This is a genomic window from Streptomyces sp. NBC_00820 (assembly GCF_036347055.1).
In the GTDB taxonomy this organism is placed as follows: Bacteria; Actinomycetota; Actinomycetes; order Streptomycetales; family Streptomycetaceae; genus Streptomyces.
Map to the genome: position 1 here is coordinate 25,361 of NZ_CP108882.1, position 25,069 is coordinate 50,429.

At 69.9% G+C, this 25,069-nt stretch carries 16 protein-coding genes; 6 read left to right on the forward strand and 10 right to left on the reverse strand.

The window, feature by feature from the left end:
* Positions 1 to 27: 27 nt before the first annotated feature.
* The 5 genes from OIB37_RS00110 to OIB37_RS00130 are packed head-to-tail and all read right to left on the reverse strand — an operon-like array spanning position 28 to position 6,083.
* Positions 28 to 1,188, reverse strand: a complete 1,161-nt coding sequence (locus tag OIB37_RS00110; protein ID WP_330455433.1) for a hypothetical protein — start codon at positions 1,186 to 1,188, stop codon at positions 28 to 30.
* Positions 1,185 to 2,846 (reverse strand): hypothetical protein, encoded by a 1,662-nt coding sequence (locus OIB37_RS00115; RefSeq protein WP_330455434.1) that lies wholly within the window; start codon positions 2,844 to 2,846, stop codon positions 1,185 to 1,187. Before OIB37_RS00115 ends, OIB37_RS00110 begins: the two co-directional genes overlap by 4 nt.
* Complete coding sequence (locus OIB37_RS00120) at positions 2,846 to 3,709, reverse strand: ATP-binding protein (protein WP_330455435.1); 864 nt, start codon at positions 3,707 to 3,709, stop codon at positions 2,846 to 2,848. Before OIB37_RS00120 ends, OIB37_RS00115 begins: the two co-directional genes overlap by 1 nt.
* On the reverse strand, positions 3,709 to 4,497 hold the full coding sequence (locus OIB37_RS00125) for an ATP-binding protein (RefSeq protein ID WP_330455436.1): 789 nt from the start codon (positions 4,495 to 4,497) through the stop codon (positions 3,709 to 3,711). The genes OIB37_RS00120 and OIB37_RS00125 overlap by 1 nt, the downstream gene beginning before the upstream one ends.
* Entirely contained in the window at positions 4,494 to 6,083 is a 1,590-nt protein-coding gene (locus tag OIB37_RS00130) for a transposase (RefSeq protein WP_443058246.1), read from the reverse strand. The genes OIB37_RS00125 and OIB37_RS00130 overlap by 4 nt, the downstream gene beginning before the upstream one ends.
* A 621-nt stretch (positions 6,084 to 6,704) precedes the next feature.
* On the opposite strand from OIB37_RS00130, the gene OIB37_RS00135 reads away from it, so the two are divergent.
* Together OIB37_RS00135 and OIB37_RS00140 are read left to right on the forward strand one after the other, a co-directional pair.
* Positions 6,705 to 7,037 carry a hypothetical protein gene (locus tag OIB37_RS00135; protein ID WP_330455438.1) on the forward strand — a complete coding sequence of 111 codons (333 nt, stop codon included), beginning with the start codon at positions 6,705 to 6,707 and terminating at the stop codon, positions 7,035 to 7,037.
* Entirely contained in the window at positions 7,034 to 9,700 is a 2,667-nt protein-coding gene (locus OIB37_RS00140) for a DEAD/DEAH box helicase (RefSeq protein ID WP_330455439.1), read from the forward strand. The genes OIB37_RS00135 and OIB37_RS00140 overlap by 4 nt, the downstream gene beginning before the upstream one ends.
* An 87-nt stretch (positions 9,701 to 9,787) precedes the next feature.
* Here the strand turns inward: OIB37_RS00140 and OIB37_RS00145 are convergent, their stop codons facing one another.
* The 5 genes from OIB37_RS00145 to OIB37_RS00165 form a co-directional block, all read right to left on the reverse strand.
* Positions 9,788 to 11,752, reverse strand: coding sequence for a hypothetical protein (locus OIB37_RS00145; protein WP_330455440.1), 1,965 nt, complete (start codon positions 11,750 to 11,752; stop codon positions 9,788 to 9,790).
* A 124-nt stretch (positions 11,753 to 11,876) separates the two neighbouring features.
* A complete protein-coding gene (locus tag OIB37_RS00150) occupies positions 11,877 to 13,964 on the reverse strand; it encodes an ATP-binding protein (protein ID WP_330455441.1) in 2,088 nt (695 codons plus the stop codon).
* Complete coding sequence (locus tag OIB37_RS00155) at positions 13,961 to 14,641, reverse strand: hypothetical protein (protein WP_070390092.1); 681 nt, start codon at positions 14,639 to 14,641, stop codon at positions 13,961 to 13,963. The genes OIB37_RS00150 and OIB37_RS00155 overlap by 4 nt, the downstream gene beginning before the upstream one ends.
* Positions 14,642 to 14,695: 54 nt before the next feature.
* Positions 14,696 to 17,455, reverse strand: coding sequence for a serine/threonine-protein kinase (locus OIB37_RS00160; RefSeq protein WP_330455442.1), 2,760 nt, complete (start codon positions 17,453 to 17,455; stop codon positions 14,696 to 14,698).
* Positions 17,456 to 18,325: 870 nt separating this feature from the next.
* Positions 18,326 to 19,261, reverse strand: a complete 936-nt coding sequence (locus OIB37_RS00165) for a hypothetical protein (RefSeq protein WP_330455443.1) — start codon at positions 19,259 to 19,261, stop codon at positions 18,326 to 18,328.
* A gap of 433 nt (positions 19,262 to 19,694) precedes the next feature.
* Between OIB37_RS00165 and OIB37_RS00170 the strand changes: the two genes are divergently transcribed.
* From OIB37_RS00170 to OIB37_RS00185, 4 genes are all read left to right on the forward strand, one after another.
* Complete coding sequence (locus tag OIB37_RS00170; protein ID WP_079155150.1) at positions 19,695 to 20,249, forward strand: GNAT family N-acetyltransferase; 555 nt, start codon at positions 19,695 to 19,697, stop codon at positions 20,247 to 20,249.
* Between the two features lie 301 nt (positions 20,250 to 20,550).
* On the forward strand, positions 20,551 to 21,774 hold the full coding sequence (locus OIB37_RS00175) for a hypothetical protein (protein ID WP_330455444.1): 1,224 nt from the start codon (positions 20,551 to 20,553) through the stop codon (positions 21,772 to 21,774).
* Positions 21,775 to 21,908: 134 nt separating this feature from the next.
* Complete coding sequence (locus tag OIB37_RS00180; protein WP_330455445.1) at positions 21,909 to 22,892, forward strand: TnsA-like heteromeric transposase endonuclease subunit; 984 nt, start codon at positions 21,909 to 21,911, stop codon at positions 22,890 to 22,892.
* On the forward strand, positions 22,889 to 25,057 hold the full coding sequence (locus OIB37_RS00185) for a transposase (protein ID WP_330455446.1): 2,169 nt from the start codon (positions 22,889 to 22,891) through the stop codon (positions 25,055 to 25,057). Before OIB37_RS00180 ends, OIB37_RS00185 begins: the two co-directional genes overlap by 4 nt.
* Positions 25,058 to 25,069 lie beyond the last annotated feature (12 nt).

Consider the following 25,069-nt stretch of genomic DNA (forward strand, 5'->3'; position numbering starts at 1 on the left):
CCTGTGATGACCGTGACGTCGGTCAGCCTACGGCGCGCGCCTCCGCGGCGGCGGTGCGGACGCGGCTGTGTGCAGCCACTCCTCGTAGCTGATGTATTCGAAGCGGGATGAGCTGATGCCGTCGTACCACTGGACTTCGGGCGCGCCGGCCCGCTTCTTGCGCCTGGTGCGGGGGCGCGGCCAGGGCGGGGCGGGCTGTGGCGGGCGCAGGCGGCAGTGCTCGGCAAAGTCGGTCAGGTACGGCAGGGCCCGCGGCGTGCCGGTGGTGAAGAGACGGTCGTCGCCGCGTGGGGACAGGTGGACCAGGTTCGCCGCGGCCAGCAGGAAGGGCCTTGCCCAGGTGGGGACGGTGTAGATGCCGCAGTCGGCGGTGAAGCCCGGGCGGCGGGTGCGGCGGGGGTCGTGGAGGGTGAGGGTGGCGGCGTCGGAGTCGAGGTGGCCGGTACGGATGGTGTGGAGCTGGGCGATGGGGGCGCCGGTGAAGACGGCGGTGGCCAGGGCCCCGGCGAGCTGGGGATAGGCGGTGCGGGTGGCCAGGCGGTGGGCGATCTGGTCGATGCTGTAGGCGCGTTCGGGTACGTAGGGGTGGGGGGCCGGGGGCGGGGTGCATGAGCAGCGGGGGAAGGTGTGGTGGGAGGCGAGGTAGGCCAGGGCGGGCACGGTGATCCAGCGGCCCTCGGCCGCGCGGCTCGGTGGTGCAGGGGCGGTGGGGGCCGGGGCCAGCAGATCGCCCAGGCCGTGGTCGGTGGAGACCGTGTGGTGCTTGAGGGGGCGCAGCGCGGTGCGCATGACGGCGGGCGGGCGCCGGGTGTGGCAGACGGCGACCAGGTGCATGCCGGTGCGCATGCGCAGGGTGAGCAGGTGGGACCAGCTTGCCTCGTCCAGGAGGTGGGCGCGCAGCACGGTGAGCCGGACGTCGGGCAGGGAGAGAATCCAGTCTGCGGCGAGGATCCAGGCGGGCGGGCCTATGGAGCCCCCGGTGCCGGGCAGTTCGGTCGGTTTGCCGAGGGCGGCGAGGATGTCGAGGGCGAGCGTGGTGTCGGACGCGGCGGGCGTGGGGTGGACGGTGATACGGCCGGCGGACGGGGCGTGCGCGGCCAGCGCGGCGCGCAGGATGGCCGCGTTGTCGGCGAGGTCCAAGAGCACGGTGACCGGCGGCGCGGCCGGATAGATGACCTTTCTGCTCATGCGGAGCTCCGGGCGCGGGCGCATCGGGTGGACAGGGCGAGGGCGAAGCGCAGATCCGGGTGGAGGACGGGGATGGGCGCCGTGGAGCGGGCATCCAGCAGACGGCGCTCGGTGAGCTCGGCCAGGGCCGACGCGCTCAGCGGGGCACAGCCTGGGGTGGTGGTCAGATGTCCGCTGATGGCTGCGGCCAGGAGGGCTGCTTGTCCCAAGGTGAGGTCGTCCGGCGCGGTGTCGTCGGCGTGGGCGAGCAGCGTGGCACGCTCGCTCGGGCTCAACGTGTGGGGGTTTGGGGGCGGTCCGGGCAGCCGGGGCGGCAGTGTACGGTGCGGCGGCGGACGGTGCCCGGACGGGGGTGAGCCGTCGGTGAGCTGGTGGCAGTGGGCGCGGTGGTGCCAGTCGGGCCCGTAGTGCGGGTGGGTGAGCGCGGGCATGGGCAGTGCCGCGTCCTGGGCGAGAGCCTCGAGGAGGTGGCCGAAGGAGAGCTCGAACAACGGAAAGTGGTCGCGGGCACCGCCCATGCGGCGAAAAGCGCTGGCAGCGGCGAAGACCGGGCGGGCGCGGGGCGGGATCGTGTAGCAGACGCCGGGCGGCTCACTAGGCGAGCCGTGCCCAGGGTGCCACACGTCGGGGACGGTCAGGTGTGTGCAGCGCGCATCGAGACCCGAGAGCGGGGTGGCGCGCAAGGCGTCAGGATGGGTGCCGGTGAACAACAGGGCTAGGATCGCCGCGAGTTGGACCGGATGGGCGATGCCCCGGCTGACCTGGTGCAGGACGTAGGGGGTGACGGGGCAGGTGGTCAGCCCCGGCCCTGACGCACGGTCCAGGTCCCCGGGCACGTGGAGGAGCAGACCGCGGGTGAGGAAGCCGACCTGGGCTCCGCGTAGCCGGGCCAGGGTGTGCGCCCGGCTGGGGCTGGTGGCGGTGAGGCGGGCGAGGAAGAACTCCAGATCCTGCTGCGTCATGGGCTGGGGGCTGCGGGCGCAGTGGGTACGGGCCGCGTACAGGCCGGCGAGGTACTGCGCGTCGACGCAGGCGAAGCCGTCCGCCTCCAAGCGGCGGTGGGCCTCGGCGCGGAAACGAGTGAAAGAGCATTCCGACAACTCGGTCAGCGCGGGCAGCTGGGCGAAGCGGTCCGGCGGCGGAGCAGCAGGGCGCGGGACAGGTGCAGGAAGCAGCGGCAGGGCAGGGCGGGTGAGCATCGGTGCGAGGGACGGCGGGTCGGGGGCCAGGCCGTTGCTCTTCAGGAGGGCGTGCAGTCGCTGGGCAGCATGTTCGGTGGCGCAGTGGGCCAACAGGAACAGGGAGATTCCGGTCCCCTCCCGCAGGCGGGCGAGACGCCGGACACGGGGCGGAGTGAGCAGGTGCGCACGCAGGACCGTCAGTTGGCGGATCTCGAGGATGTCCATCCAGCAGGTGACGGCCCGCCATGCGGGCTCGGTGGCCAACTTGGGTGAGGCCGTGGCCCGGTGACCGGTCACATCCAGGGCGCGCAGGATGTCCCGGGCCATCCGGGCCGAGCTGCCGGGAACGGTGTCCACCGCGATGTGGCCGGTAGCCGGGTGCGAGGCAGCCAGGACGGAGCGCGGCCAGGTGGCGTTGTCGTCGCAGTCGCAGACCAGCGTCACCAGACCGACCCGTTCAGCAGTGCAGGTACTCATCACAGGTCCTCGTGCGGCTGCAGGGTGGCATCCAGGACGTCTTCCAGCAGCGGGTGGGGGGCGAGTTCCCGGTGCGCGGAGGCGTGCTGCAGCAGGCGCAGGGCGTGGTGGGTGGCCTGCGCCCAGCGGCGGAAATTTCCGTGGCACCAGCGGGCATCCAGCCGCGAAAGGGCGTCGCGGTCGGCTTCGCGCCACAGCGGGTGGAACCGAGGGATCACTTCGGCGACGTCGGCGGGGGTGAGCAGGGGGACCTGCAGCGACACGCCGGTACGCGAGGCGAGCATCTTCTGGCGGCGCAGCACCGCCTGGCCGCGCTCGCCGACCACCAGGACGATCGCCAGGCGGGCATGGGGATCGTCGAAGAGGTAGCGCAGGTACTCGAAGCAGGTTCCGTCCAGGCGCTGGGATTCGTCCACCACGAGCAGATGGTCGCGGGCGGCCAGTACCTCGCGCAGCGCCGCGTCGAAGGCCCCCGGATCCTTCAAACGTGCCTCGAGGTTCAGGGCGTCGGCGAGGTCCGAGCGCAGGGACAGCGGAGTGGGAGCGGGACGGGGCACCAGGCGGACCAGGCGCGCGCGGCGGGCGGGCCGGGGCCGTGCGGCGAGCACGGTGTCGAGGGCGAAGGTCTTGCCGACGCCGGCGTTCCCGGACAGGCACATGATCGCCCGCTGACTCACGATCTGCTCCAGGCCGCGTGCCAGGTCCGCGAACCACGGCAGCGGTACGGTTTCGGCACCCTTGAGCAACAGGTAGTGCCGGGGTACGGCGGGAGCTGGGCGGCGAGGCGGAGTGCGAGCCAGGGCACGCCGGCGACGACCGGACGATGAGGCCCGGGCGGCCGGAGTGCGGGCGGCGGGGCTCATCAGTCCTTACCTACAGAGCCGCTGCTGCCCAGGTGGCTGAAGGTCCACCGCACGACGTCGCGGTCCACCTTGTCGCGGCCCAGGCGTTTCAGGCCGCGCAGCACCTGGGCGGTCAGCCAGGCCCAGTTGCGGAAGTTGCCGTGCGCGGCGTGTTCGTCGGCGAACAGGATGTCCTCGCTCGACGCGTTCTTCCACACCGGGTGGAACAGCGGGATCGTCTCGAGTACCTCCCCGCGGGTCAGCGGTTTGAAGCCCTGCCAGATGAAGACGCGGGAGGAGAGCATCGGCTCCCTGCGCAGCACCGAGTAGCAGCCGGGACCGCCGACGAAGATGAGCGCGAGCTCGGTGGCATAGTCGTCCCAAAGGTAGCGGAAGTACTCGAACGCCTCGGAGTTGAGCCACTGCGCCTCGTCCACCACCAGCGTGCGCGGCTTCGTGGCCAGCGCGTCCTTGAGGAGCCGGTCGAACTCGGAAGGATGCGCCGGTGCATCCCCTTGCAGGCCGAGCGCGGTGAAGATCTCGTAGCGAACTGCCCGGGCCGTGGTGCGGTCGCGGAACGTGATCTGCCGCACCTCCTCACCCGGTTCCAGCTGGCGCAGGCCGCGGTTGACCGCGAGGGTCTTGCCGCAGCCCGCCGCCCCGTAGACGCACATCATGGCCCGCGCTGCGACTGTGTCCGCGATGTTCTCCCGCGCGGTCAGCAGCGGCTTGGTGGCCACCACCTGCGCGCCTGGCAGGCTCCGGTGCAGGTAGTGGTCCCCCTCGCCCGGAGGCAACTGGCCCGTCACCGGTCCGTCTCCTCGTCCGACGGACGCGCCTGGTCGGCCGGTGTGGTGGGCCGGCACTGCGCGCGCAGCGAGGCCGGGGTGGCCCAGTCCTCGGGCGGCGCCGCAGGCGGGATGAGATCGGGCAGCGCGAGCTCGGCCGCGTCGTTCAGGTGCGCTCGGGCGAGTTGGCGCTCGGCCTCGGCCGCACTCAACGTGCCCAGTTGCTTGGGCACTTCGGCCTCGGTAACGGCCGCATACCGGTTGTTGGTGTGCTCCGAAGCAGCCGCCAGGGCCCTGGCCAGGCGCCGCTTCTCGGCGTCCTTGCTCCGCCGGTGCGCCCTGCGCTGGGCGGGTGTGGCCTCATCCGAAGGGTGCGCCGGCCCCAGATACCGGTTACTGGAGGCGTCGAACACCTCGATCTCGTGGTCGTGGTGCGGGATGAAGCGGATGCGGACCTTCGTGCCCACCTCCGCGCCGCCGTGCATCCATTCCCCTACGTAGTACCGGCCCGCCCAGCGCACCCCGCTCGCGGTCAGGGTGCGCAGGCGGCCGTCGTCGGCGAGCGTGTAGCGGCGCAGCAGTTCGCGGTCCACGTCCTCGATTGGGGTGGGGTCCGCCCGCCACGCCTCAAGCGGCGTGCGCCCCTGAAGGGCCTGGGAGGTGTGCTCGGTGTTCCACCAGGTGACCCACTCCAGCAGCAGCCGAACGAACTCGGCGAACGGCAGCGGCTGGGCTTCATCGATGTGCTGGCTGCGGGCCCCGGGGCGCAGCCGCGTGGAAGGGGCGTGGGTGTAGCGGGGCAGGGAAGCAAAACGCATCCGCTCGGCACACCGGTTCAGGTTCTCGATCGTCCCTTTCAAGTCCGGCCGGTAGGGCGGCAGCGGCTGCACCGGCACCGCGAAGTGCCCCAGCGCCTCGGTGACCGTGCGCGAGAGGAAGTCGGCGCCGCGGTCGATCCGCACCAGCGAGGGCAGGCCGCCGATCGGCCCGTACGGACCCGCCGGATCGTCATCGCGGGACAGTGCGATCCGCAGCGCCGCGAGGATCGCGTCGCGCGAGGGCTGGTGCGGGGTGATGGCCGCGCCTGGGATCGCGCCCGTGGCGCAGTCGATGAACCACGTCACCCACGGGAACACCAACTCGCCATCCAGCAAAACCTCGACCGGCACATGCTTGTGATCCGCCTCCCAGCAGGCATTACGCCACTGGCGCGGACGCCGCAGATGCACATCATGACGCCGCCGGGCACGCTCCCCGCCCGAAAGGGCCGCGCGCTGCCCCGGATTGAGGTCCAGGCGGATCGCCCGGTGCAACGTCGCCAGCGACGGCACCGCCGGCACATCCTTGCCCTCCACGCGCGCCCGCTCAGCCTCGGCCACCAGATCCCGGTACACCTCGGCCGCGTTCCCACAGCACGCCGCGAGCCGCGCATGCAACTCGTCCGTGATCCGGAAACGCTCCCGCTGAACAGGCCCTGTACGCCCCTGACGACCGGCCTCGACCCACCGCCACACCGTCCGCAGCGACACCCCCACCGCGGAGGCGACCAGTTCCGCATGCTCCGTCGTCAGCTCCCCGCGCCTGTCCAACGCCAGCAGGCGCGACACCGCCTGCTCACGCCCGAGCAGCCGCTCCCCCACCACGAAGGCCGGCTCCCCCACCGCACCGGTGACCTCGAGCCCGCCCATATCGGCCATAGAGCACCCCCTGGCACCGACACCGCACACGCGGCGCACACCAGGCCCGTTCCCCGCCAACCACCGTACACAGTCCGGCAGTTCACCCAATCCGGGACAACTATTCGACTCCGGTAAACGTGAGGCACACCGAGCAGTACACTCCCCCACCGCTCAGGAATCTGCACCACACCGACCAGCGGAAACCCAATCCCGCGTCACCAGCAACGCGTCACCCCGATGACACCAACTCCACATCACCCCAGGCCAGACGCGCACAGCCATCCCATGACACCCACCGCAGACCAATGACATTCTCATTCAGATTCGCAAGTATCTTCCGCATGAGCTTGCCCGGCGCGGAGGGATCGTGAGAGCCGCCGGACTCGATCGGCGCCAGGTGGCCGCGCAGGTACGCCGGGCTCAGGAACGCGCCGGGCGCGCACGGGTGGGTCCTGCGGAACCGCATCACTTGAGTGAGCTGTTCATCGCGGAGCTGCGTGCGTTCAGTGGGAGCGGATCGCCGCTGTCATGGACAGGGAGCAGGTGGCTATGTACGCGCGTTCGCTCGACTCGCGTGCTGTCCGCTGTGAAGAGCAGTGGTTGCAGCGGCTGATGGCGGACGTGGCCGAGGTCGAGCGGTCGGGTGTCGCGGCTGTGAAGGTCTCGCGGCATCCCGTCTGCTGGATCGGTGCCCGGACTGTTGCCGGCCGCTCCCGCCCGGGCGTGCCGGGTCCCGTCGTTCATCTGATGGTTGCGCCGGCCGAAGAGGCGGCCGGGCGGGCCTGGGCCGTGCACGGTAAGAACGGCGGCCTCTACCGGCGCACCGGGTGCCGTATCGCCTCCGTCGAGCAAGTCTTTCCCGAGTTTGGAGAGCTCTTTTGATTCAGCTCCGAGAACACCAGGTACGGCAGAAGTCGGCTTTTCAGAATTGGGTGGGATTTCCTGCAAGATCTTCGGTGCCGGCGCAGGGGGCGCGGGGAACGATTGTGTCGGCGACCGGGTCGGGGAAGACGATCATGGCGGCTGCGTGCGCGTTGGAGTGCTTCCCTGCCGGCCGGGTCCTCGTGACCGTGCCGACCCTGGATCTGCTCGTGCAGACCGCGGAGGCGTGGCGGGCGGTGGGTCACCGCGCTGCGATGGTGGCGGTGTGCTCGCTGGAGAGCGACCCGGTGCTGGACGGGCTGGGTGTGCGGACGACGACGAACCCGATTCAGCTCGCGTTGTGGGCGGGGTCGGGGCCGGTGGTCGTGTTCGCCACGTACGCCTCCCTGGTGGACCGTGATGACTTCGACGCCCCGGAGGGCCAGGGGCGTGTGCGGGGGCCGCTGGAAGCCGCTCTGGCGGGCGGGGAGCGGCTGTACGGGCAGCGGATGGCCCCGTTCGATCTCGCGGTCGTCGATGAGGCTCATGGCACTACCGGTGATCTTGGTCGGCCGTGGGCGGCGATCCACGACAACCAGCGGATCCCCGCGGACTTCCGGCTCTACCTCACCGCTACCCCGCGGATCCTGGCCTCGCCCCGGCCGCAGCGGGGGAAGGACGGGCGTGAGCTGGAGCTCTGTTCGATGGGCCAGGACTCCCCTACGTTCGGGCCGTGGCTGACCGAGTTCGCTCTCGCCGAGGCGGTCGAGCGGGGGGTCCTCGCCGGGTTCGAGATCGACGTCCTGGAGATCGAGGACCCCGACTGCTTTGTCGGCCTGTCCGACGAGGCGCGGCGTGGCCGGCGGCTCGCGCTGCTGCAGGCCGCGCTGCTGGAGCACGCCAGTGCCCGCAACATCAAGACGATGATGACCTTCCACAGCCGGGTCGAGGAAGCCGAGGCCTTCGCCGTCAACCTGCCCCGGACCGCTGCGGACCTGTATGCGGACGAGGTCACCGCCTACGCCCTCGGCGAGGCCGCCGACCGGCCGCGGTCCCCTCTCGGCGCCGTGCCGGGGGATGTCGAGGAGGCCGGGCGGCACGTTCCCGCGGACCGGGTGTGGTCGGCATGGCTGTGCGGGGACCACCTCGTCACCGAACGCCGCGAGGTCCTGCGCCAGTTCGCGAACGGGATCGACGCCGCGGGGCGGCGGGTGCACCGGGCGTTCCTCGCCAGCTGCCGCGTCCTCGGCGAAGGCGTCGACATCCGGGGCGAGCGGGGTGTGGAGGCCGTCTGCTTCGCCGACACCCGTAGCTCCCAGGTCGAGATCGTGCAGAACATCGGCCGGGCGCTGCGGCCCAACCTCGACGGCACCACGAAGACCGCGCGGATCATCGTGCCCGTCTTCCTCCAGCCCGGCGAAGACCCCACCGACATGATCGCCAGCGCCTCCTACGCCCCCCTCGTCGCCGTCCTTCAAGGCCTGCGCTCCCACTCCGAACACCTCACCGAACAACTCGCCAACCGCGCCCTCACCCGAGGAACGCGCAAAGTCCATGTTCGGCGGGACGATGACGGACGCATCATTGCCAGTACCGGTACCGGTACCGGCGCCGGTGAGCGGGAGGGGCGGGAGCCGGGGAGCGGCGTGGCGGAGTCGGAGCTGCTGCAGTTCTCCAGCCCCCGAGATCCGGCCACCATCGCCGCGTTCCTGCGCACCCGCGTCTACCGGCCCCAGTCACTGGTCTGGCTCGAGGGCTACCAAGCCCTCCTGCGCTGGCGAGCCCAGAACAACATCACCGGGCTGTACGCCGTCCCGTATGACGTGGAGACGCGGGTGGGGGTGACCAAGGCGTTCCCGCTGGGGAGGTGGGTGCACCAGCAGCGCAAAGCGCTACGCAGTGGCGAGCTCGACCCCCACCGCGTCGAGCTGCTCGACGCCCCCGACGCCGGGATGGTGTGGGAACCCGGCAACCAAGCCTGGGAGAACAAACTCGCCACCCTCCGGTCCTACCGGCGCGCCACCGGCCACCTCGCACCCCGCCAGGACGCCGTCTGGGACGACCCCGACGGCCGGCCCGTCGCCATCGGACAACTGATCGCCAACCTCCGCCGCCCCCACGGCCTCGGCAAGGACTCAGATCGGGCGGCGGAGCGCGCAGGGCAGCTGACCGCGATCGATGCGGACTGGAACTGCCCCTGGCCGCTGGACTGGCAGCGCCACCACCGCGTCCTCACCGACCTCGCCGCCGACGAACCAGGCGGCCGGCTCCCCGACATCGCACCCGGCGTCCTCCACGACAACGACGACCTCGGACGATGGCTCCAACGACAACGCCGCAACTGGGCGGAGCTCTCCAAAGAGCAGCAGGAACGGCTGCCCCGGCTGGGCGTGACACCGGACGAGGCACCGGCTGCGGCACCAGCCGCTGAGGGCGCGACGAAGGGCCCGGGGCAGGCCGGGAGCAAGACACAGCAGGCATTCCAGAGGGGCCTGGCGGCCCTCACCCAGTGGGTCGAACAGGAAGGCACCCACCGGCCTGTACCCCGAAAGGCGGTGGTGACCTTGCCCGACGGGACGGAGGCCAAGCTCGGCATCTGGTACAGCAACACCAAACAACGACGCGACAAACTCACAGCGCAGCAGCTCGACGCCTTGCGGGAGCTAGGCGTGGAGTGGGCCTGACAGCCGTGGAGCATCAGCCACCCAGGCGCGTACAAGTCCACCAGGCGACGACGGTCGACCAGCCGTAGCAAGGTCAGCGACGAGTGGTCATGCTGGGCGTAGCAGGTTGGGGTTATCGCGTCCTCCTGGGACACGGATGATCACGACGTGGCAGGGTTCGCGTTCGTCGGCGCGTTGGACAGGCTCGATCCAGATGCTGTCGAAGAGGTTGGCGGCGCCTTCGGCGCCGACTGTCTTATCGAGGGCAAGGAGGATGGCAAAGGCGGCGTTGGTGTTCTGGTATTCGGCTGCTTGCGCGACGTACTGACGTAGGCCGGCCTCACTGGCGTCGTCTTCTTCGATCTTGCATTCGACGTTGAACTGGACGGATCCGAAGGAAACGATGATGTCGGCGCGGCCGCCGCCTTTGTCGATGACTTCTGCGCTGACGATGTTGAAGAGGGCGGAGAACGCGAGTACTTCCCGGTAGTGCTGATGGAAGAGAGCCTCGTCCACCTTCTGCTTCTTGCCGTCCTTGTCTCGTCTGCGGAGGTACTCGGTATAGGAGCCGCCCATCTTCCGGCCGATGTCGTAGCACTGGTAGGCGAAGCGGATCGTGGTGTCCAGAAGGGCGGTGAACTCGTCGGCGATGCCGGAAAGCCAGTCACGGGAGCTTTCCAGCTGTTTGAGTAGTTGCGCCTTGAGGCGACCGTACTTGGGGTCGGCGATGGCCGCGAGGACGTCTTCGTGGGTGCGGAGGCTGAGCTCCAGACGGTCGAGGACATGCTCGGGTGTCTGGTCAACGAACGCAGCGAAGTCGTCTTTCAGTTGGTGTGCCAGCTGTTGCCAGCGCCGTGCTTTTCCCTGATCACCCGCCTGCTGATCATGGGATCCTGCGCTAGTCGCGGTGCGGTGGAGGAGGGCAGCATGAAGTTGCTGGGCCGCGGGATCGTCGCGGATCTCTTCGTCGTGGGCCAGGGCGTGCTGGAGGAATCGTTGCCGGTGCTCGTGCTGGAGGAAGGCATCTTCGATGACGGGCGCCACCAAGGTTTCCACGGCGGCGGCCGCCGGGCTGTCTGTAAGGACGGCGACCGTGTTGTGCGCGGTGTACGCGCGGAGCAGCGCGGTGAGGATGCCGTGGCCGCCTTCGTACCAGGGGTCATCGTGGGCGAGGTGTGCGGCGGCACCGTCGAGTAGGACGGTGAGTTCCGACCAGGCGAGCACGTCGTTCTGGCGTGGTCGTGCCCAGGCCGGGGTGCGGGTGCGGTAGCGATAGCTCCGGTAGCGGTGGAGGACGTCGCGCAGGGTGGATGCGGCGGTGCGGACGCGTGCGGGGGCGTCAGGGGCGGACAGGCCGAGGACGGCTTCGATGGCGGCGTGGTAGAGCTGGGCGTCCAGGCGGTGGGGGTCGAGAGTGATCAGTTCGGCCAGCCGATCCTGGGTGTTGCGGAGTTGTTCGGTCATGGGCGCGTACTGGTCTTGTTCCAGAGCCTGGCGCAGGTCGCCCAGGGCGAGTTCGAAGGCTGCGTCCCGGCAGGTGTGGTCGAGCATCAGGCAGCGTTCGAGGGCCTCCCGAAGGCCGGCGCCTGGATGGTGGGCGTCGAGGACGCCGAGGAGGCGCGGCAGGCGGGTGGCCATGGCCTCGGGAAGTGCAGCCGGGTCCTCGGTTGCTTCGTCCATGGCGCCGAGGAGACGAGCGGCCTTGGTGACGCCGGCCAGGGTGAGCTGGACGAGACAGTCCGCGGCTTCCACCCCTATGAGGGCCGCGGCGAGGTCGTCGCTGGCGTCCTGGGCTTGTTGGAGACGGGCGAGCAGCGCGCGGGTCAGTGGAGTGCCGAGTTCACGTGCCAGGGCCGGGCGGCTGGCGAGGGCGTCGGTGGCGCTGGCGAAGGCCGCGTGGTTGTTGTTGGTCCGCAGGCCGTCGAGGACGGCGTCGTACAGCGGCTTGCAGGCTTCGGAACCGAAGGTGTCGAGGTGGTGCGCGGTCGCCTGGATGAGGTGGGCCAGGAAGGGGCCCTGAGCGAGGTGGTCCGCGGCGGTGAGAACGGCGTCGAGACCTCCGAGGTCCTCCACTGTCGGGCCGGCGCGCAGCTGGGGGCGGGAGGCGTGCGCGGCCCACTGGGCCAGGCGCTCGTCGATGACGTGCACGATGCCCTCCGCCTCCCCCGTCGTTGCTGGATAGTCCTGGTGGCCTGGCCTAGAAGAGATGGCGTTTGTCAGGACCGGTCACGGTACGGTCCTCGGGGTAGAACTCCCAAACCGCGTCGTCGATCGACGTGATCACGATCTGGATGCCCGGGTCGTCTTCAGCGGTCTCGTAGAGGGTCTTGATGCACTGGCGGGCGTTCTCGGGGGCGAGCTCCTCGGCTGTGGGTGCGTCGATGAGCAGCAGACCGGGGTGGGACATGATGCCCCGTTTGCGGCCGACTTTGATCATGCCGACGATGGCCGCGATGCGCATGCGCAGGCGATCGGTAGGGCTGAATGCTTTGAAGGGGTGCTTTTTGCCGGTCTTGCGGGCGTTGAGGTGTCCCGCCAGGTTGAGGTCGACGCTGGTCAGGTTGGCGACACCCAGGTCGTGGGCGATGGCGACGATCTCACGGTTCAGGTCGGCGAACAGGGCCTTGCTGTGGTCGGCGACCACAGTCGACAACACCTCGGCGGCCGCCTCCAAGACGGCGTCGCTGTCGTCGGAGTCGTCCTCGGTGTCCGACGGGCTCGTCGTTGCGGTGACGTAGTCACCGACCACCTCCGGCAGTCCGGTCCCGTTGCCGGTGGCGACTGCCAGAGCGCCGCGTAGCTGGTAGACGTCCTGCCGGGCGGATTCGAGGCGGGTGTACCAGTTGCCGGAACGTGCCGCAGTAAGGCGGGCGTTCACCAGGCCGTACGCCGCACGGCTGTTGTCGCAGGCGGCGACAGCCGCCTCGACAGCCAGCCGGGCTGTCTCTTCAGCCGTGCGGGAGGCATTCACCCGATCCTCCAGTCGGCTTAGCAGCGCTGCCCGCGCCTCTGGGTCGTCCTCCACCTCCGGCAGAGGGCTCGCGCACACCGAGCACCGGTGTTCACTCTCTTCCGCGGTACGCCGGGCGTCATCAATCTCGTGGTCGCAGCGCGGGCAGGCCTCCGGCTCGAGCGCTCCCAGAAGGGCTCGGGCCGCACGGCTTTGCTGGGCCCGGCGGACGGCTCGTTCGTCCTTGAGACGGGCTTTGCGCGTGAGGGCGTGGCTTTCTTCAGCCTCCTGGTGAGCCGCCTGGTCGTGGGCGAGTCGTCGTGCGGCGGCATCGACGTCGGCGAGCAAGCCAGTCAGGTCCGGCTGGCCCGCTTCCAAGGTCGCCACCTTCTCCTCGGCAGCCCTGAGTGCCTGGCGCAGCGGCTCGGTCTGCTGCTCGCGGGCCCTGGTGTCCTCGCGTGCCCGCCGCTGAACGCGGTTGTTCTCCTGGGTGTCCTTCTTGCGGGCCGTGTTGATCTGGGTCAGCTCGGACGCGTAGGGGACGTCGAGGAAGAGCTGCATCAGCTTCACGGGGAGCTGGTTGTACGACGTCGGGCCCAGCAGGATGCTGGAGTTCCCTGCGTTCAGCGCAATGGCATAGAAGTAGCTTGCCCAGCCGTGCACCTGTTCCGCGCTGTCGCGGTTGCCGTCGGCGTCCTTCGGCGCGCCTGCCTCGGCCGCCCACAGGGACAGTGGCCGAAGGCCCAAGCGGTCGAGCATGAAACGGTCGATGAGCTCCTTGACGCCGCCGGGCTCCGCAGTGGCCGCCACGCGTACGCCTGGACCGCTCTCCTGGGAGCCGTCGAGGGTTGTGAGGTGCTCAAGGGTGTCGGCGCTCAGGAGCCGGCAGCTGGGGCGCTCGGATTTGTCGAAGGTGAGGCGTATGGAGGCGGCGACGCCAGCGACCTCAATATCCGCGCGGATGTAGGAGAACCAGTCCACTGTCTCCGACCGGCGGAAGGCTTCGAAGCCATCCCCACGCAGGGCGTAGCTCAGCGCCCACAGAAGGCTCGACTTGCCGGCATTGTTCAGGGTGCTGGCGATCGCCCACGGCCCCGGCCCCAGCGTCATGTCGACGGTGAAGTCGCCGTCGTTGTCGTCCGTACCGGTCTTGGTGCCCTCGCAGTACAGCCGATGCACGACGAGCTGCCGGCGCGCGGGCAGCGGGCTGGTCAGCTGGATGCCGTGGGCAGACAGAGCGTGGCGGACCCTCTCCGCGTCAGCGGACGGCAGCCGAGCGGCGATCTGCTCGTACAGCTCACCCTCGGACGGCACGGGCAAAGGCTCTGTGGTCACGCGGCGTCCCCCTGCTGTGCTTCGGCGCGTAGCCGGGCCAGGCGCGCGCGGGCCCGGTCGGCAATCGACGGTATGAACTCGTTCAGCGGGGTCTGGGCGTAGTCGCGCTGCAGGTACTGCCGCTTGCGCAGCGCCAGTGCGGAATGCCCGGTGGCCTCGGCGAGCGCCCGGACGAGGCGGGCGCGCTCGGTGTACCAGGCCAGAACCGGGAACTGCTCCGTCGCCCGCTCGGCCACCTCGCGGCCCTGGGCCGTGAGGTAGTAGTTGTCCTGCAGCACCCGCGCGGCGGTGCGCCGCGGCACGACCACCACCAGCCGCGGGGCGGCCAGGACGCTCATCGCCTGATCGATGTACTCGAACGCCCCGAACAGGTAGCGCAGCATCGGGATGGCACAGATCTCCGGCTCGTCCGAATCCAGGATGCTGCCGGCCAACTCCAGGTTGATGGCTTCCTTCTCACGCTCACGCTCGTAGTCGTTGAGAAGCTCATCGGCCAGATAGTCCGGGTTCCGAAGCCAGAAGTCGAGCTTCTGCAGCCGGCCCTCAGCGCGCAGCACAGCGACCGCATCCTTCGGCGCTGCCTGCTGCTCCGTTTCGCGCAACGGATCGCACACTGCTGCAATGAGCAGCAGCAGCCGCATGGCGTCGGAGAAGCGATCCCCCTCGTCATCATCCACTCACATACCGTAAGGACCCGGGGTGTGGTTGATCAATGCCTCTGCACAGGCCGCTCAGTGTCTGTACACAGCGCTTCGGATGGCCTGGTCGACTCGCCGGTCTTCGGCAAGTTCACAGAGGAGTCGTGCTCCCGCCGGTTGGGCGCGAAGCGCGGAGGCAACGATGCTGGCGGCGTGACCAGTGAGTTCACGCATCCAGTCCTTGATGTCGTCTCGTGGACTCCACCGGTCGAAGCGGCCGTCCCAGTCGCACATGCCCTGAACGGCTATGTCGAGCAGCGCCCACTGCTTCTCGCATCCTGCCAGGCGGGCGACATCAAGCAGCCACCACAGGGCCCGGTCGGCCTCCTCCCTGCTGGGCCAGTCGTGGGCAGCCGCATGTTGGGTGAGGGCGTGGACCACGGTGGCCGTCTGGGTCGGGTTGTCGAGCAGCGCTCCCTTGACCGTCGGCACGTTCAGTCTGGTGATCACGTCCAGGTACAGCTCGGAGGAGCCGGGCTGATCGGCGGCGAGAGCGAGCAGCTGGGCGGCCGCAGCGGTGTCGTTCTGGTCGGCGTCCTCCAGCAGTCGCCGGGCGCGCACGATGGGCAGCTCGCTGCTGGCCCCTGTCTCGCGTTCGACCAGGCCGAGGAAAGCGGCCATGTCCTGAGGGCGGCGGGCGGGATCTAGCTGGGTGGCCTGGCGTACAACGCCGTACCACGGGCCCGGATCGGGAAGGAGGGGCACATTGGCTTGCGGCCAGATCCCGGTGAGAATCCAGCCGATGAGCTGCCCGAGGCTGTAGATGTCGCTGGCGGGGGACACGTCGTGACCGTCGAGGAACTGCTCCGGCGCGGCGAACCCCTCGGTGCCGATGGCGGTCGTGGTCAGCAGGCCGGCGGTGCTGGTCTGCCCGCGGGGGCGGCGCACAATGCCCCAGTCCGCGACCACCCAGCGGCCCTCTAGGAGCAGGATGTTGGCGGGTTTGATGTCCCGGTGGATCCAGTCCTCGCGGTGCGCGTCGGCGAGGCCTGCGGCAACGGCCTCAACCAGGGGCCGCAGCCTGTCCGGGTCCTGCAGTTCGGTCCGCTTGTCCTCTACGGTGGCCTCGGCCTTCGGCATGACGAACCACGCGTAGCCGGGGTGGAAGTCGAGGACCGGCATGACGTGCGGGTTGTCGCCGAACCGCTGGGCTGCCTCCACCTCGCGGCGCATGCGCCGCTGGCCACGCTCCCGCCAGCCCGAGCGGCGCTTGAAGGCCACGACCGTCCCCGAGGGCTTGTGCGTGGCCGGGAACACCTCGGCCTGCCCCCCGGGCGGGTCCAGGGGGCGAGGCTCCAGCGCGTAGTCCCCGCGCTCGCCGCGCGCCGTCTGGCTCACCACGTCATAGCGGTACGCCGTCGGTGCGGGTGCCGAGCGGGGAGCCGCGGGGCGGTTTCCGGTGAGCCGTAGCAGAACGGGGCGGATTTGCGTGTGGTCGTTGGAGGGCAGCGAGGCCAGCAGGTAGGCAGGGCTGCTGTCTGGGGCCTGGGCGAAGCCGAAGAGTTCGCCGAGCCGGGCTTCGACTATGGGTTCGCTGGTACGGCTAACGACGTCGGTGCGGTGCACGGCGATCCCGGTGCCGGTGCCGTCGGGTGAGGCGCTCAGGACGCTGGTGGCGTCGGCGCGCAGCACATGGGCCGGGAAGTGCACGGGGGTGCGGATCCAGTCCTCGCGCTGGCCCGCGTCCGTAGAGCGAGCCAGGTCCATGACCGTGCTGTGTCCCGAGGCGGCGAGGAAGAACCGACGCCGCTCCAGCCAGACCGCCGAGCGCACTGCGCCAGGGAAATGGATCGGATAGGGCATCTGGCCCCCGACCGTGTCCCCGGCGCGCACCAGCGCAAGGTCCCCTTCACCGACACCGAACGTGACACCAGAGCCCGACAGGACCCACGGCTCACCGTCCGGTCCGGCCAGCAGCACGGAGCTGTCGTCGAAGTCTCCGGCGACGGCGTGAAGACGGCCTTCATGCCAGCGGATGAGTGAGGAGCCGCGCAGCACCAGGACGCCGCCATCCCGGCACACCAACGCAGCGCCATGGCAACCGGGCAGCATGAGGTGCCAGTGGGCCTGGCCGCTGGCCGTGTCGACCTCGAGCAGCCCGTCAGCGCAGGTGATGAGGACACGGCCCTGGGGTAGGCACGCCAGCCCCGTGGGCCGGTCAGGGCGCGTTGGTCCGATCAGCAGCACCTCCGCCGTCGTCCCAGCCCACGTCCGCGTCTCCACGGCCACAGGAGACGTCAGGCGTGCCGGCACAACCATCGCCTCGGGCGTCGGCGCCGCCTTCCCCACGCCAAGCAGTTCGGCCAGCGGCAGGTAGAACTCCTGCCGGCGCACGGCGCGGCGGACCAGCTCGGTCAGTGCACACACCCCAGCCGCGGCCGCATCCAGGTGAGTCCGATCGAGGACGGCTCCCCCGAGCCCGGCTGCCTTGCGTACGAGTTCGTCGTCCGCCTGATCGGCCGGCCAGTAGAGCACCGCCCACTGTTCGCCGCGGACCATGCGGCCCTCGGCCGTGAGGATCGCCCAGCCCCAAGAAGACGACTCTTCATGCCCCGCCAGGAGAAGGAGGTAGTCCCGCCCCTCGAACTCGTACGCCAGCGCAGGGACGTCGCCGAGCTCATAGGTCTGTATGGAGTCCAACGACACGGACTGGACCAGCAGCGTCGCGACGATATCGATGAGCAGCTGCGCAGGATCCTCGTCCGACTCCCCCTTGCGCCACCGGCCGTACACCCCCAGCAGCCCACGCTCCCGCTCTTCCACCCGGCTGATTCCCCCCTCGTCCCCGAGCATGGTCCACGCATCCGCGCAAACCACCGGCACTAGCCCGTGAGCCTATGGCCCGGGACGGCTCAGCCGCCTGAAATTAGCTGACAATAGGCAGCAAGCCAGGCGGCCGTTCCGCGGGTTACGCGATCCAGGCCCTTCGATGTCGCCGCGCACCGTGATGGTCGCGGTCGTCCCGTTGAGGGTGGTGATGGCGTTCAGCTGGGGCGCCCCCTTCCGGGGGTTGTCGAGCACCCCGGACAAGAGGGTGGACGACGATGGAAGGGGGCCGGGTGCCCGGGATGGGGGCAACGCCCGACTCCCCTAAAAGACCAGCGCCCCGAGGTGCCGGTCGGTCTCGTTGTCTCCCCACCGTCGCACACCCGCGCGCCGCACCGCGAGGCCCCCTGCACGGAGAGACCGCTCACACGAGTCCGGCGCCCTCGGCCTCTGCCCGCCCACTGGCCCGGCCGAAGCGAACACTTTGCGTACCTGCAGCGTGCACGGCGCCAGCCTTCGCCGCTTCGCTGGATCCGGCGTCTTTGGCGCACGCCGTTCGGCGCTGGCTACCAGAGCCTGCGCGGCAAACTCACCGCGGAGCAGCTGGACGCACTCCGGTGCCGGTGTGCGTGGCAGCACCCGGGCACATGCTGAGGGGCCGACCACTGTGGTCGGCCCCTCAGCATGCTTCGGCGTGCGACGCAGCTGCAGCCGCGCTTTCTCATGCTCGACCAGCCCGCCCAGCCTCACTGCGACAGCCGCGCTGAGGGAGATTGATCCGCGGTGGAACATCCCCTGGTCGGTGCCCTTGGACTGGAGTGAGCAGCGGCGTAGTACCACGGGGTGGGCCTCATGACTTTCCTTTTTCGGCACACCCCGTGGTCATTTGTTGCGGTCTTACGCGGGAGGCAGGCCCGGAAGCACCGTCCCGGTGTATGCAGCGAGCACGCTCCCCAGGGCTCCACTGACCACGGGCGAGTTGAGGATGCCGATGATGGAACCGCCCCAACGCTGGAGCCTGCTGGGGTCGGGAGAGCCGTTGGCGGCCTCGGTTTCGAGACGCGTGGCGAGCTGGGTGAACTCGAGGGCGTCTTCTTCCGGCAGTTCCAAGGCAGGCGCGGCCTGACGCAGTGCGCGGGCGAGCATGACGACTGCCGCAGGGTCGATGCCGTCCTTGTTGGTCGTGGCGTTCATGGTGAAGTCACGGCTGTTCGCGGCGATGTTGCCCGTGTTCTCGCCGATGTTGAACGTCGTGTTGCCGGTGCTGTTTCGACGCTCGTACGCGCTCACGTCGCCGTCAAAGTGCTCCACGCAGTCCTGCCCTTCAGCCGTAATCTCAGCTCGTACGGGCCCTTCGGTTTGTCCCGTCTCGGTTCCTGTGATCAATGCCTTGGCGAGGAGGTAGGCGCTGGCACGATCGATCTCCTCCAGCGTCAGTCGACCTCCCTCGTGGAGCGAGTGCGGGGACTGAAGGACTCCCTCCACAACGGGGTAGCCCGCGCCATCGTTCTTCTGCTCCCACAACCAGGTCAGCAGGCCTTTGCGTGCAGTGGCACTGCGCGCTCGGGGGTCAGCGCGCCGACGTAGGCGTTCCTGTACCCATTCCATTCCTCGTGGGGTCAGATTGGCCGCTGGATCACCCATCCCGGCGTAACGATCGCTCAGCAGCCCCCAGTCTTTGCACGTCAGCAGGAGTCGGTGGGACTGCTGCTCATCGAGACCGTGCTGTTCGCCGAAGGCAGTGATCGTCACGTACTCCGTCGAGTTCGCGACCGTCTGTTCGTGGACCCACTCCACAAGCGGCTCATGTAGGGCAACAAAGTCGATGGCCATGGGCCGGCTCCTTGCTCAGTGGTGCAGAGCTCTTAAGCGTAGAACTCACCACTGACACCAAGGTCCAGGGCGGGCGCTGCTCCGGTCAACGGTGGCCGCCCTGCCGTCCGCGCCCCTGGCGGGGTGCGGGGATGGTCTGCCGGTGGTGTGCGGGGGCGGCGGATTCGGCGGGGGCGGGCTGCCTGCCCGCGACGAGCAACCCAGCGCCCGGAACACGGCCGCGGAGCGCATGACGGTCCAGTAGGGCGCGGCCTCCGACAGGGCCTCGCCCACAGCGCGGGGCTTCACCTCGGCAACGCGCTCGTGCACGTCTTCAGGATCTGGCTCGGTGTCTAGTTCCCGTCCAGGTACTCAGCCCGAGCGCGGCGGACAGCCTTGGCCGTTGGTTCTGCATTGCCAGCGAGGTACCGCAGGTGCCCTACTCTGGGGCCGCATGAGCACTGCAGTGGCGATATCTGAGGCGATAACCGACGCCCAACGGGCGGAGGCGCAGGCGCTGTTTGAGGGTTCGTTCCATGACATCGCCCCCACTGCGGTCCCGAAGGTGAAGCACGATCCCCTCTACGCGCCACTGGTGCTGTGCTACCGCGACCCCGGCACCGGCGAGCTCGCAGGGGCTGCCCTCACGTGCAGGTCACAGGTCGCAGTCTCCATGACGATGATGCGGCGACCGGAGTACGCGCCGGTCATGGACCTGCACAGCGAACTGGACCTCATGGCAGTCGTGCCCGCCTTTCGGGGACGGGGCATCGGGGGCATGCTGATCCGGGCAATGGAGGATCGGCTGAGGCTGCGAGGTGTCCGGAGCTGGTTCGGCAACGCCACGAGAGATCTGGAGACCACGAAGCTCCGCGAGTTCTACACCCGGCACGGCTTCACGGTGCTCCCCGACGGGCAGCCCCTGCCTGACCTGCTGGGCAGATCGTGGGCGCTTCCCACCGCCGAACAGCCCGCGTTCTTCTTCTACAAACAGATCAAGAGGGGCTGAGACCGTGGACTGCCTCTCCGCCGCATCCAGCCTCGTTGCCGCCCCGCTCAGAATCGAGCGGCTGTCCGCTGTGGCCGCACATTCCATGAACCCGTTACCGGTGTAGCCGGTGGTCGGATATTTGAGGATGCCACGCCCATCGGCGCTCCGAGTCGCTCTGGTCGCCGCGCAGACGACGTGGTCGTACCTGTCCCGAATCGCTGGCCGCTACGGCTTGGACCGCGGCGCACTGCTGTCGCTGTGGACTTGGTCAGGTTTGCGGCCGCGGGACGAGGCCGGTCCGCGCGAGGATGCCGAGGTGATGCTGAACCCGGTCGGCCGGCAGTTGCTGGCCCGACTGGGCGGGGTCGGTGAGGCTGCGTGGCCGAACACAGCGGCAGGACGGTGGAAGGTCGCGTCGGCCGGAGAGTACGGGCCGGTGGCGTATGGCTGTCGGCTGTGCACGGCGGCGCGCACCGGTCACGACACCGTGGTGGTCCGGTACGTGGCACCGTGGCAGCGGGTCTGTGCCCGCCATCAGAGGTGGATGCAGACCTGCGGGGACGGGCACCGGCACCGCAACCTCGACCTGCGGGCGAGCCCGGAGGTTGCCGCGGCGCAGCGGGACTGGCCGAAGGTCGCCCGGACCGCGGCCGCGGCCGGCGCCGATCCGGGGCGGGTGTTCGCTCTCACCCACGCGGTGGTGTGTGCGTGGTGGGAGCAGGCCCTGGGGTGGGAGCGGGAGCGGATCTGGCCGGCCCGGCTGCATGCGGTCGCCGGAGGTGACGCGGGACCGCGGTTTTGGTGGTGGCGAGTGGTCACCCGCGACGCGGTGACGTTCCCCGAGACCGTCACCCTCGCCGCCGTGCTACTCGACCCCGGGGTGCAGGAACGGATCTGGGACGATCACGGGCGCGGCGGACCGGTACGCCCCTTCCGGCCGGACGGGGCGTTCTTCCGCAAACTCGCAGTACTGCTGGAGCGGCCCTGGCTGGCCAAGTGCGAACAGGCTGCGGAGCGTGGGCTGGTGCTGGAAGGCCCACTGCATGCCGGACCGCTGCTGGACTGCATGGGCGCGTTCACCCGCATCCGGCGCGGACAGCACAGCAGCACTCCAAAGGGTACGGGCTGGATCCGTGGTGGCTGCGCGCGGAGCACCGCCCCGCCTCGGCCCGGGTTCAACTGCGCGCCCTGGCCGAACGAGTTGCGGCCGCACGCCACGCCGGTGAGGACCGCGCTGCCCGGCCCGGTGGCGGTACGTTCGCGGCCCGTCGGCTGTTCCGCGACCGGGACGGGCGCGCCACCACTGCGTACTACCGCGCCCGGTGACCGTACTGGTCCCGGCGCGGCTGGCGGAGCGGGCCCTCACTCCCCCGTGGGCGGAGCCACAGCCGGCACAGCGACGGCCCGGGCCGCGGCATGGACCACGCGTTCATACTCCTCGTCGCCCAGGAGGATCGGCAGGCCGAGCATGGTGGCCCAGCAACTGCGACCTCTTCGGGCGCGTCGTCGCCGTGCCGCCGGTACAGCGCCCTTCCCCGGGTAATCGGGGTGAAGATCATGCGGCCGGATGCGCGCCCGGTCGGCAACGTCATCGGCGGAGCGAGGCGAGGCGCTGCGCGCTGTGGAGGTTGGCTGATTTCGGCGGTTCGCGCGCGTGGGCGCGCTTGAGTGGAGCGCATGATCGACGAGCATCACCCGCCGGCCGCTGGCAGCACTGCCTTGCCCGCATCGCCATGGCAGAGCGCGGGAGCGCAGGGTGGTGCGCGGGCCGCAGTGGAGACAGGTACTCAGGTATCCGGTCCGGCAGACGGAGGATGTGACCAGTCGCCGCTCGTGGCGGTCCGAAAGCCGGCTGGTGCATCCGGGGACTTCGCCGGGCTGCCGGGCGAACTGTCGGATGGTGAGACGACCGCGGATTTACCGGTCGGGATCGGCGACCGGCTGGAGGCTCGGTTCGTTGACCAGGCGGGAACCGAGCAGAGGACGTTGTGGCTGGAGGCCGCGCGTGGTGTCTGCTTGGAGGAGTGCGTCCCGGTGCGGAGGTTCCCGGTGCGGCACGGCAAGCGGATGGCGCCGGGGTGGTGGTGGTCGGCGACCAACGGACGACTGGTGCACTACGGGTCCGGGGTCATGCGGACCCAGGTGATGCTGCTGGACTGGGATCCTTCGGTCGTGGCCGTTGCGTGCCGCCCGGTGGAACTTGCCTGGTCTGAGCGTGACGGGGGCTGGGTGCGGCACTCACCGCATCTGATGGCCCGGCTCGCGGACGGCAGGGGTCTGCTTGCGGACTGCGCAGGGCACGGCGACATCTCTCCGCGCCTGTCCTGTCGGGCGGCGGTGATGGAGGCTGCCGCCGCGGCGGCGGGGTGGCAGTACCGGGTTCTGCGGCCCCCGGATCCGGTTCTGGCGGCCAATCTGCGCTGGCTGGCCGGGTACCGGCACCCCCGCTACAAGGGCGGAAAACTGGCCAGGCGCGCGGCCGAGGCATTCCGGCGGCCGCGGCCCCTGATCGAGGGGGTGCATGAACTCGGCGACCCGATCCAGGTCTTCCCGGTGGTCTTCCACGCACTGTGGCACGGCGACTTGTCGGCTCCACTCGGCGTGCCCCTGCACGAGCGGGTGACCGTGACTGCGGTTGCCCGAGGGCGGGGGCAGGGATGAGCGGCACGGTACTGGAGCCCGGAGCTCAGGTGCGCTTCGCGAAGCGGACCTGGACGGTCGTCATGCTGGAAGGCCTGTCCGTAAAGCTTATCGACGCGGACAACTCCGTCGCCACGGTCCTGGTGAACTACCTCTTCGCCGACCCCGACTTCGAAGTGGTGGGCTCCCCGCGGCGCAGCGTGCCGCCGTTCGGGCTCCTGGAGGAACTGCCGGAGCACGTGCGCGAGCAAGCGTACGCCTGGGAGCGGCACGTGCGCGAGGTGGAGACCGGGTACCCCGTTCCGGGACAGGACCAGGTGCCGCGGGCCGAGTTCGATCCGGCCCTGCGCAGCATGGCGGAGCGGGAGGAGGCCAAGGCCGCCGAGCTGACGGCGGCCGGGCAGCCGGCCAGTGCGGTGACGGTGCGGCGGATGCGGGCTCGCTACCGGGAGCAGGGCCTGTGGGGGTTGGTGGACGGCCGGGCTGCCCGGCGGCGCTCGCCGGTGGGGCGCGCGGACGAGCGAGTGGTCGCCGCGATCGAGCAGGCACTCCAGGCTCAGCGGGAGCGGTCGACCGGGACGCTGAGCCGGCTGCGGCGCACCGTCGGCTGGATCCTGGAGGACGCCCACGGCGCGGGGGCGGTGAAGGTACCGCCTGCCTCGACGTTCAACCGGCTGGTGCACGCCCTCGCAGACCGTCAGGGGCTGCTGGGAACCGCGGCGCAGCGGCGCCGTCATTCCTCACGGCCGGCTCCTCCGTTCACCCCGACGGTGGCGTTGCGGCCCGGTGAGCTGGTGATGCTGGACAGCACGCCTTTGGACGTGATGGTGGTCCTGACCGACGGGGTGGTGGGTAAGGCCGAGTTGACCATCGCGCTGGATGTGGCGACGCGCAGTATCTGTGCGACCGTTCTGCGGCCGATGGGCACAGGGTCGGTGGACGCGGCGATTCTGCTGGCGCAGATGGTGACGCCCATGCGGATGCGCCCTGGGTGGGAAGAGGCGCTGGCGATATCGCGGTCGGTCATCCCCTACGAGCGGCTGGTGTCTCTGGACGCGCGGCTGGAGGGGGCGGCGGCCCGTCCGGTGATCATGCCGGAGACGGTGGTCGTCGACCAGGGCCGGGTGTTCGTCTCCGCCTCGTTCGTCGCGGCGTGCGACAGCTTGGGGGTGTCGGTGCAGCCGGCGCCTCCGGCCAACGGCCCGGCCAAGGGAAATGTCGAGCGGATGTTCCGCACCATCGGCGACCGGTTCTCCCAGTACGTGGCCGGTTACACCGGCTCCGACGTCACTCAGCGCGGCTCTCACGTCGAGGACGAGGCGTGCTGGACGCTGCCGCAGGTGCAGGATCTGCTGGAGGAGTGGCTGGTCGCGGACTGGCAGCACCGTCGGCACGCATCCCTGCGACATCCTCTGGCCCCGAAGCTCGCGGTGTCGCCGAACGAGATGTGGGCCGCGCTGGTCGGCGTGACCGGCTATGTGCCGGTGCTGCTCAGCGAAGACGACTATGTCGAGCTCATGCCGGTCAAGCGGGTGGGCATCAACGATTACGGCATCCGCTTCGACTATCGCACCTACGACCATGAGGTCCTCAACCCGCACCGCGGGTTCCAGTCGACGGCCCCGGACGGAATGTGGGAGGTGCACCACAACCCTTATGACCCCCAGCAGATTTGGGTGCGGCTGCCTGGCGGGTGGGAGGAGGTGCCCTGGATCCACAAGGAGCGAGTAAGCCTGCCCTTCACCGACTTCACCTGGCGGCACATCCGCGCGACCGTCGAGCGCCGCGGCGACCGCGACGAGCACGAGCAACAGCTCGCCCAGGCCTTGGACCGTCTCCTGCGGCGGGCCGGTAACGGGGAAGGCACCCGCCGCGAGCGGACCGTCGCGGCACGCGCCAGCGCTGCAGCCTCCCTCGCCGGGCCCGCCCCAAACCAGCAGGAGCCGCCCGCCCCCCTCATGGCCCCGACCCTCTCCTATGGCCTGGTCGGCGCCTTCACCCCAGCAAGCCTGGATGCGCCCGACGACGAAGAGTTCGAGGACGGCTGGGACGAGGACGAAGACCCGCTCGGCACATCAGACGATGCAGGCGATGACCCCGCCGGAGACGAACACCCATCCGGGCGGGCCGCAGTCCCCCGCCCGTCGCGGATCTACGATGCCCGCCAGGAGGCAACCCAGTGGTAGCAGTCCCCGAGG

Coding starts and splice junctions, on each gene's coding strand:
- OIB37_RS00185 (WP_330455446.1), top strand. CDS start 22,889: ATGAGCGGCACGGTACTGGAGCCCGGAGCTCAGGTGCGCTTCGCGAAG.
- OIB37_RS00180 (WP_330455445.1), top strand. CDS start 21,909: ATGATCGACGAGCATCACCCGCCGGCCGCTGGCAGCACTGCCTTGCCC.
- OIB37_RS00160 (WP_330455442.1), bottom strand. CDS start 17,455: ATGCTCGGGGACGAGGGGGGAATCAGCCGGGTGGAAGAGCGGGAGCGT.
- OIB37_RS00120 (WP_330455435.1), bottom strand. CDS start 3,709: ATGAGCCCCGCCGCCCGCACTCCGGCCGCCCGGGCCTCATCGTCCGGT.
- OIB37_RS00175 (WP_330455444.1), top strand. CDS start 20,551: ATGCTGAACCCGGTCGGCCGGCAGTTGCTGGCCCGACTGGGCGGGGTC.
- OIB37_RS00115 (WP_330455434.1), bottom strand. CDS start 2,846: ATGAGTACCTGCACTGCTGAACGGGTCGGTCTGGTGACGCTGGTCTGC.
- OIB37_RS00110 (WP_330455433.1), bottom strand. CDS start 1,188: ATGAGCAGAAAGGTCATCTATCCGGCCGCGCCGCCGGTCACCGTGCTC.
- OIB37_RS00135 (WP_330455438.1), top strand. CDS start 6,705: ATGTACGCGCGTTCGCTCGACTCGCGTGCTGTCCGCTGTGAAGAGCAG.
- OIB37_RS00165 (WP_330455443.1), bottom strand. CDS start 19,261: ATGGCCATCGACTTTGTTGCCCTACATGAGCCGCTTGTGGAGTGGGTC.
- OIB37_RS00170 (WP_079155150.1), top strand. CDS start 19,695: ATGAGCACTGCAGTGGCGATATCTGAGGCGATAACCGACGCCCAACGG.